Origin of the sequence: Mesorhizobium sp. M1E.F.Ca.ET.063.01.1.1, from assembly GCF_003998155.1 — a bacterium.
In the GTDB taxonomy this organism is placed as follows: Bacteria; Pseudomonadota; Alphaproteobacteria; order Rhizobiales; family Rhizobiaceae; genus Mesorhizobium.
This window is the reverse complement of sequence record NZ_RZSC01000351.1, coordinates 1-5,979: the sequence shown is the minus strand read 5'-3', so window position 1 is coordinate 5,979 and position 5,979 is coordinate 1. Positions and strand designations below refer to the sequence as shown.

7 protein-coding genes and 2 pseudogenes are annotated in these 5,979 nt (G+C 65.3%); 1 reads left to right on the top strand and 8 read right to left on the bottom strand.

Annotation, left to right across the window (positions count from 1 at the left end; translation table 11 throughout):
- From EOA29_RS43135 to pcaD, 5 genes and pseudogenes are all read right to left on the bottom strand, one after another.
- A pseudogene (locus EOA29_RS43135) lies at positions 1-156 on the bottom strand (3-carboxy-cis,cis-muconate cycloisomerase); the annotation flags it as partial.
- A gap of 11 nt (positions 157-167) precedes the next feature.
- Positions 168-782: a protocatechuate 3,4-dioxygenase subunit alpha gene (gene pcaG, locus EOA29_RS22155; protein WP_126092958.1), complete on the bottom strand. Its 615-nt coding sequence runs from the start codon at positions 780-782 to the stop codon at positions 168-170.
- A complete protein-coding gene (gene pcaH, locus EOA29_RS22150) occupies positions 782-1,534 on the bottom strand; it encodes a protocatechuate 3,4-dioxygenase subunit beta (RefSeq protein ID WP_126092957.1) in 753 nt (250 codons plus the stop codon). The genes pcaG and pcaH overlap by 1 nt, the downstream gene beginning before the upstream one ends.
- Positions 1,527-1,928 (bottom strand): 4-carboxymuconolactone decarboxylase, encoded by a 402-nt coding sequence (pcaC, locus tag EOA29_RS22145; protein WP_126092956.1) that lies wholly within the window; start codon positions 1,926-1,928, stop codon positions 1,527-1,529. Before pcaC ends, pcaH begins: the two co-directional genes overlap by 8 nt.
- Positions 1,921-2,733: a 3-oxoadipate enol-lactonase gene (pcaD, locus tag EOA29_RS22140; RefSeq protein ID WP_126092955.1), complete on the bottom strand. Its 813-nt coding sequence runs from the start codon at positions 2,731-2,733 to the stop codon at positions 1,921-1,923. The genes pcaC and pcaD overlap by 8 nt, the downstream gene beginning before the upstream one ends.
- Before the next feature lie 92 nt (positions 2,734-2,825).
- Here pcaD and pcaQ point away from each other — a divergent pair, with 92 nt between their 5' ends.
- Complete coding sequence (gene pcaQ, locus EOA29_RS22135) at positions 2,826-3,743, top strand: pca operon transcription factor PcaQ (RefSeq protein ID WP_127221528.1); 918 nt, start codon at positions 2,826-2,828, stop codon at positions 3,741-3,743.
- 177 nt (positions 3,744-3,920) lie between these two features.
- On the opposite strand, the gene EOA29_RS22130 is transcribed toward pcaQ, so the two are convergent.
- The 3 genes and pseudogenes from EOA29_RS22130 to EOA29_RS22120 form a co-directional block, all read right to left on the bottom strand.
- On the bottom strand, positions 3,921-4,649 hold the full coding sequence (locus EOA29_RS22130; protein ID WP_126092953.1) for an ABC transporter ATP-binding protein: 729 nt from the start codon (positions 4,647-4,649) through the stop codon (positions 3,921-3,923).
- The gene (locus tag EOA29_RS22125; protein WP_126092952.1) at positions 4,630-5,394 is read right to left on the bottom strand and encodes an ABC transporter ATP-binding protein; all 765 of its coding nucleotides are present in this window, start codon (positions 5,392-5,394) and stop codon (positions 4,630-4,632) included. The genes EOA29_RS22130 and EOA29_RS22125 overlap by 20 nt, the downstream gene beginning before the upstream one ends.
- Positions 5,391-5,979, bottom strand: a pseudogene (locus EOA29_RS22120) (branched-chain amino acid ABC transporter permease); the annotation flags it as partial. The pseudogene EOA29_RS22120 and the gene EOA29_RS22125, both read right to left, overlap by 4 nt.

The window sequence follows — 5,979 nt, the reverse complement described above, 5'->3', positions numbered from 1 at the left end:
GTGCGGGATCACACCGCATTCGGCTTCCGCCTCGGCCAGCGCGCGCTCGAAACCAAGCATCGCGGCGATGTCCGCTTCCACGGAGAAATGCCTCGCCGCCTCTTCGTCGCCGAGCAGGCCGGAAAGCAGCGGATGATCGAAAGGCGAAACGGTCATGTCGGTCACGGTCAGCTGTCGAAGAAGACCGTCTCCTTCTCGCCTTGCAGGTGGATGTCGAAGACGTAGGTGTCGCCCTGGCGCTCGGCGATCAGCGTCGGCGCGCGAACCCGATGCTCGATGCGGGCAAGGATCGGATCCTCGGCATTGGCCTTTTCCTCGTCGGAGAAATAGAGCCTTGTGTGCAGGCCGATATTGATGCCGCGCGCCACGATCCACAGTGTGATGTGCGGCGCCATCAGCCGGCCGTCGCGGAACGGCACGCGGCCCGGCTTGATCGTCTGGAACAGGCAGACGCCGGTTTCCATGTCGGTTGGCTGCCGGCCCCAGCCCTGGAAATTGGGATCGGCCGCGCCGCGCAGTTCGGTGGGCGAATTGTAGAGCCCCTTGGCGTCAGCCTGCCAGATCTCGATCAGCGCGTCCTTGAGCGGCGTGCCGGTGCCATCGAGCACGCGGATGCGCAATTCGATGCGCTCGCCCTTGGTCTGGTCGTTGACCATCGTGGAGCCAAGGTCATTTTCGTAGACGCCGCCGATGCCGCAGAAATTCGGCGTCAGCCCGATATGCACATAGGGCCCGGCGGTCTGCGAAGGGCTCTCCTTCAGCCGGTCGAGCGACTGCGCCATCAATTGCCCTCCAGCCTGTTCTCGAACAGCGTCGAGCGCCGCCCGCGCAGCACGATGTCGAACTTGTAGGCAAGCGCGTCCATCGGGATCGTCGACTGCATGTCGAGCGCGGCAATCAACGCGTCCACGGCTCGCTTGTCGGAGATGCCGCCGACGATCGGGCAGCGCCAGATCAGCGGATCGCCTTCGAAATACATCTGCGTGATCAGCCGCTGCGCGAAACCGTGGCCGAACATCGAGAAGTGGATATGCGCCGGGCGCCAGTCGTTCGGGCCGTTCGGCCAGGGATAGGGTCCGGGCCTGACGGTGCGAAAGCCATAGCCGCCGTCCTCGCTGGTGATGGCGCGGCCGCAGCCGCCGAAATTCGGATCGAGCGGCGCAAGATAGCCGTCCTTCTTGTGGCGGTAGCGGCCGCCGGCATTGGCCTGCCAGAATTCGAGCAGCACACCGGGCACGCCCTTGCCCCGCTCGTCGAGCACGCGTCCGTAAACGATAATGCGCTCGCCGATGGCGCTCTCGCCGGGTTTCGCGAAATTGTGGATCAGGTCGTTGTCGAGCTCGCCGAGCATGGCATGGCCGAAGACCGGGCCGGTGAGTTCCGACAGCGTGTTGTCGAAGGCGACCAAGGCCTTCTGCGGCGAGCGCAGCACCGAGCTCTTGTAGCCCGGCGTGAACGCCGGCGGGTGCCATTGGCGGTCGCGCGGGAAGAAGGCGCCGGTTTCCGGCGTCCGGTTGGAGCCGGCCTCAGGCATGGGCATCGTCCATCTGCGAGAACACCTCCTTGGCGATCTTGAAGGCGCGGTTGGCGGCCGGCACTCCGGCATAGATTGCGACATGCAGGAAGGCTTCGCAGATGTCGTCGCGGGATGCGCCGGTGTTGGCGGTGGCGCGCACATGCATGGCCACCTCCTCGTCATGGCCGAGTGCTGCGAGCAGCGCCAGCGTCACGATCGAGCGCTCGCGCTTCGACAGGCCGGGGCGCGCCCACACCGTTCCCCAGGCGGCCTCGGTGATCAGTTGCTGGAACGGCCGGTCGAAATCAGTGGCGGCATCCTCGGCGCGGTCGACATGCGGATCGCCGAGCACGGAGCGGCGGACTTCAAGCCCGGTCCGGTACCGGTTCTCTTTCTTGGAGACATCATCCATGGAGTTGCTTTCCCTTGGGAAGCGAAGCGACGAAGTCGCGGATCAGGGCGGCAAGCGCGTCGGGCTGCTCGATGCAGGGGATGTGCCCGGCGCCGCGGACCACCTCGAAGCGCGCGCCGGGGATCAGATCGGCCAGCGCGCGGACAAGATCGGGCGGCGTCGAGCCGTCCTGGTCGCCGACGATGCAGAGCGTCGGCACCGCTATTCGACGCGCGCTGTCGGTGAAATCGGCATCACGGACCGCGATGCAGGTGCCGATATAGCCGGGCAAAGCCTGCCTGGTCAGCATGTTGCGGCAGCCGGCGAGATCGGCCGCTCGCGCTTGGTGGAAATCCGGCGTGAACCACACCTTCATTATGCCGTCGGCGATCGCCTCGATGCCGTCGCGCTCGATGGTTGCAATACGGGTATTCCAGCTTTCGGCGGTGCCGATCTTGTGCGCGGTGTCGCTGAGGATCAGCGCCTCGACAAGCTCGGACCGCCGCGCGTAAAGCCCCTGCGCGACCATGCCGCCGACGGACAGGCCGCAGAGCACCACCTTGCCGAAGCCGAAGTGATCGATGAGCGCGCTCAGATCGTCGGCGTGGTCGTCAATCGAGCGCACGCCGCCGCCGATATCGGAGAGCCCCTGGCCGCGCTTGTCGTAGACGAGCATCGGCATTTCTCCGGCAAGCCGCGCCACGATGTCGTCCCAGATCCGGAAGTCGGTGCCGAGCGAATTGATGAAGATGATCGGACGCAAAATGCCCGTCGCCTCGATATAGCGGTGGTGCAGCGTCACGCCGCCTATGCTGACGAATGGCACGATTTCGATCCTCCAAACGCACATTGCACGAGCTATTTGGTTCGGTAAAATGATATTTTGCGGCGTTTCATTAACTTTGAGGTTATCAAACCGTGGCTGACAGCCGGATCCGCTTCCGCCATCTGCAGACGTTTCTCGAAGTTGCGCGGCAGGGAAGCGTGGCGCGCGCGGCCGACTTCCTGCATGTCAGCGCGCCGGCCGTGACCAAGACCTTGCGTGAGCTGGAAGAGGCCCTTGGCATCGCGGTGGTCGAGCGCGACGGCCGCGGCATCCGCGTCACAAGGCTCGGCGAGATATTCCTTAGCCATGCCGGCTCGGCGATCTCGGCGCTGAAGCGCGGCGTCGATTCCGTCAGGCAGGACGGCGCGATCAACCGCCACCCGATCCGCATCGGCGCGCTGCCGACCGTCTCGGCGCGGGTGATGCCGCTGGCGATGAATCTCTTCCTCCAAGAGAACACGAGCGCCGCGATCAAGATCGTCACCGGCGAGAACGCGGTGCTGCTCGAGCAGTTGCGCACCGGCGCGCTCGACCTCGTCGTCGGCCGCCTCGCGGCGCCGGAAAAAATGACCGGCTTCTTCTTCGAGCATCTTTACTCCGAGCAGGTGCTGTTCGTGGTGCGCGCAGGGCATCCCCTGTCGGAGCCGGGAGCGGACATTTCCGCGCGTCTCGACGAGTTTCCCGTGCTGATGCCGACCCGGGAATCCGTCATCCGGCCTTTCGTCGACCGTCTCTTCATCACCAACGGCATGACCGCGCCCGCCACCGAGATCGAGACCGTTTCGGATTCCTTTGGCCGCTCCTTCATGCGCCAGAGCAACGCAGTGTGGATCATCTCGGCCGGCGTCGTCGCCAACGAGATCGCCAGCGGCGCCTTCGTCGTCCTCCCGGTCGACACCGAGGAAACCAAGGGGCCGGTGGGCTTGACCATGCGCACCGACACCGCCCCCTCGCCTGCCTTCACGGTCCTCCTGCAGACCATTCGCGAGGCGGCACGGCACCACGCCTGAAGCTTCCGCAATTCCACGAAAGGCGTGGCAATTTCCGCTCTGGAATTGTGTGAAAACAAACCGTTACTGCAGTTCGCTGGACTGCTCCAACGCGCGTCGGGCTGAACCGGACTCAGGCGACGCGCTTTAGATGCATGTCGTTCGCCAAAACCGCTGCGCACTTTTGGGCGACATGCATTAAGCGACCGAATGCGGTATCGCTGCCACGCCGAGCAGACCTTCGACGGTTTGCGGGCTGGCACGTAATGCGGCAGGCGTTCCCGACCAGGCGATCCGGCCGCGCTCGAGGATGAGCACATGATCGGCGAAATCCAGAGCGGCGCGGATCCTTTGCTCGACAAGCAGGATGGTCATGTCGCCGCCGGAGGCGAGGCGCGTCAGCGCGGCCATCAGCTCGTCGCAGATCACCGGAGCCAGTCCCTCCAGCGGCTCATCGAGCATCAGGATGGACGGGCGGCCCAGTATGGTGCGCGCTGTTGTCAGCATCTGCTGTTCGCCGCCCGAGAGCTGGTTGCCGTAGTTGCGCCTACGCTCCTTGAGCCTCGGAAACATCGCGTAGGCCTCGTCCACTGCCGATCGTTCGCGATCCTTCAACCCGACGAAAAGGTTTTCCTCGACGGTCAGCGACGGAAAGATGCAGCGCTCCTGCGGGACGTAGCCGAGACCCTGCCAGGCGCGCGACGCACCGTCCATTCCGGTAATGTCGATATCGCCGAGCTTGATTGCTCCGGCGTGCCGCCGCGTCTGGCCGGCGATGGTGGCGAGCAGCGTCGACTTGCCGACACCGTTTCGCCCGAGCACGGCCAGCCGGGCACCTGCTTCCGCCTCGAACGATACGTCCTCGAGCACTCGCGTCTGGCCGTAGCCTGCGCTTAAGCCCGAAACCTCAAGCCGCGCCGCGGTCATCGGCATAACTCCCGAGATAAGCTTCCCGCACGCGCCGATCCTTCGCTGCGTCACTGGGCGTGCCGTCGAAGATGATCCTGCCCGCTGCCAGCACGATGACCCGTCTTGCAAATCGGAACACGAGGTCCATGTCGTGCTCGATCATCAGCACCGCCAGATCCGCGGGAAGCCCGGCAAGCGCGGCGTCGATGCGCGGCGTCTCGCTCTGCGGAACGCCCGCCGCCGGCTCGTCCAGCAACAGCACCTTGGGCCTCAGCGCCAGCGCGAAGGCGATCTCCAGCAGCCGCTGCTGCCCATAGGCGATCTCTGCCACCTTGCGGTCGGCGGCGCTCTCCAGGCCAAGCGTGGCCAGGAGCGCCCCGCTCTCCGTGAGCACGTCGGGCATTGTCCAGAACGTCCCGAACATGCGGCCGGTCCGGCCCTGGCGTTGCAGGATAGCGAGCGCCAGATGTTCCCGAGGCGTCATCTCGGGAAAGAGGCGGGTGACCTGAAAGGATCGCACCAGGCCGCGCCGGACACGTTGCATCGGGCTCATGCCGCCAAGTTCTTCGCCCGCGAGCCGCACAACACCGGAGTCGGGCTTCAGATGGCCCGTTACGAGATTGACGAAGGTGGTCTTGCCGGCTCCGTTCGGCCCTATCAGCGCCACGCGGTCGCCGGGGGCCATCGTCAGCGACACGGCCTGGGTGACCGCCAGCCCGCCGAAAGAACGCGTCAGTCTCTCGACCTCGAACACCGGCGTCATCGGCGCCTCGATCGTTCAAGCAGCCGGACAGAAGTGCCGAAGATGCCCCTGGGCGCAAACAGCACGACCAGGACCAGCAGCGCACCGACGATCGTCAGCCAGTGGAATGGGTTGGCGGCCGAGACGAAGTCCTCGAACAGCATGAAGACGACCGTTCCGACAATCGCGCCATAGAGCGAGCCTGTCCCGCCGAGCACCAGCATCACCAGCGCCGAAGCCGACAGGGTGAAGCTCACGCTGTCCAGCCCGACCACTTGGGTGGAGATCGCGTTGAGCCCCCCGCCAACGCCCGCGACCAGGCCCGAGACGACATACATTGCGAGCAGCGTCTTGCTGACGGGCGCCCCCATTGCCGCGACCCGGATCGGATCCTGCCGGATGCCGCGGCAGAGCATGCCGAACGGCGAGCGGGCCAACCGCTGCAGCAGAAACAGCACGATCAGCAGCAGTGCTACGCCCAGCGCATATGCCGTGTGTCCCCAGAGATCGAAGGCGAAGACGCCGAAGAGTGGCGTCGGCGCAATATCCGTCAGGCCATCGCTGCCGCCCGTCCAGCCGGCGGCCTTGTTGGCCGCTTCGTGGAAC

Bases quoted from the DNA above. Each gene is read 5' to 3' on its own strand.
- pcaG (WP_126092958.1), bottom strand. From the start codon at position 782: ATGGCGCAGTCGCTCGACCGGCTGAAGGAGAGCCCTTCGCAGACCGCC.
- pcaH (WP_126092957.1), bottom strand. From the start codon at position 1,534: ATGCCTGAGGCCGGCTCCAACCGGACGCCGGAAACCGGCGCCTTCTTC.
- pcaC (WP_126092956.1), bottom strand. From the start codon at position 1,928: ATGGATGATGTCTCCAAGAAAGAGAACCGGTACCGGACCGGGCTTGAA.
- EOA29_RS22130 (WP_126092953.1), bottom strand. From the start codon at position 4,649: ATGACCGCGGCGCGGCTTGAGGTTTCGGGCTTAAGCGCAGGCTACGGC.
- EOA29_RS22125 (WP_126092952.1), bottom strand. From the start codon at position 5,394: ATGACGCCGGTGTTCGAGGTCGAGAGACTGACGCGTTCTTTCGGCGGG.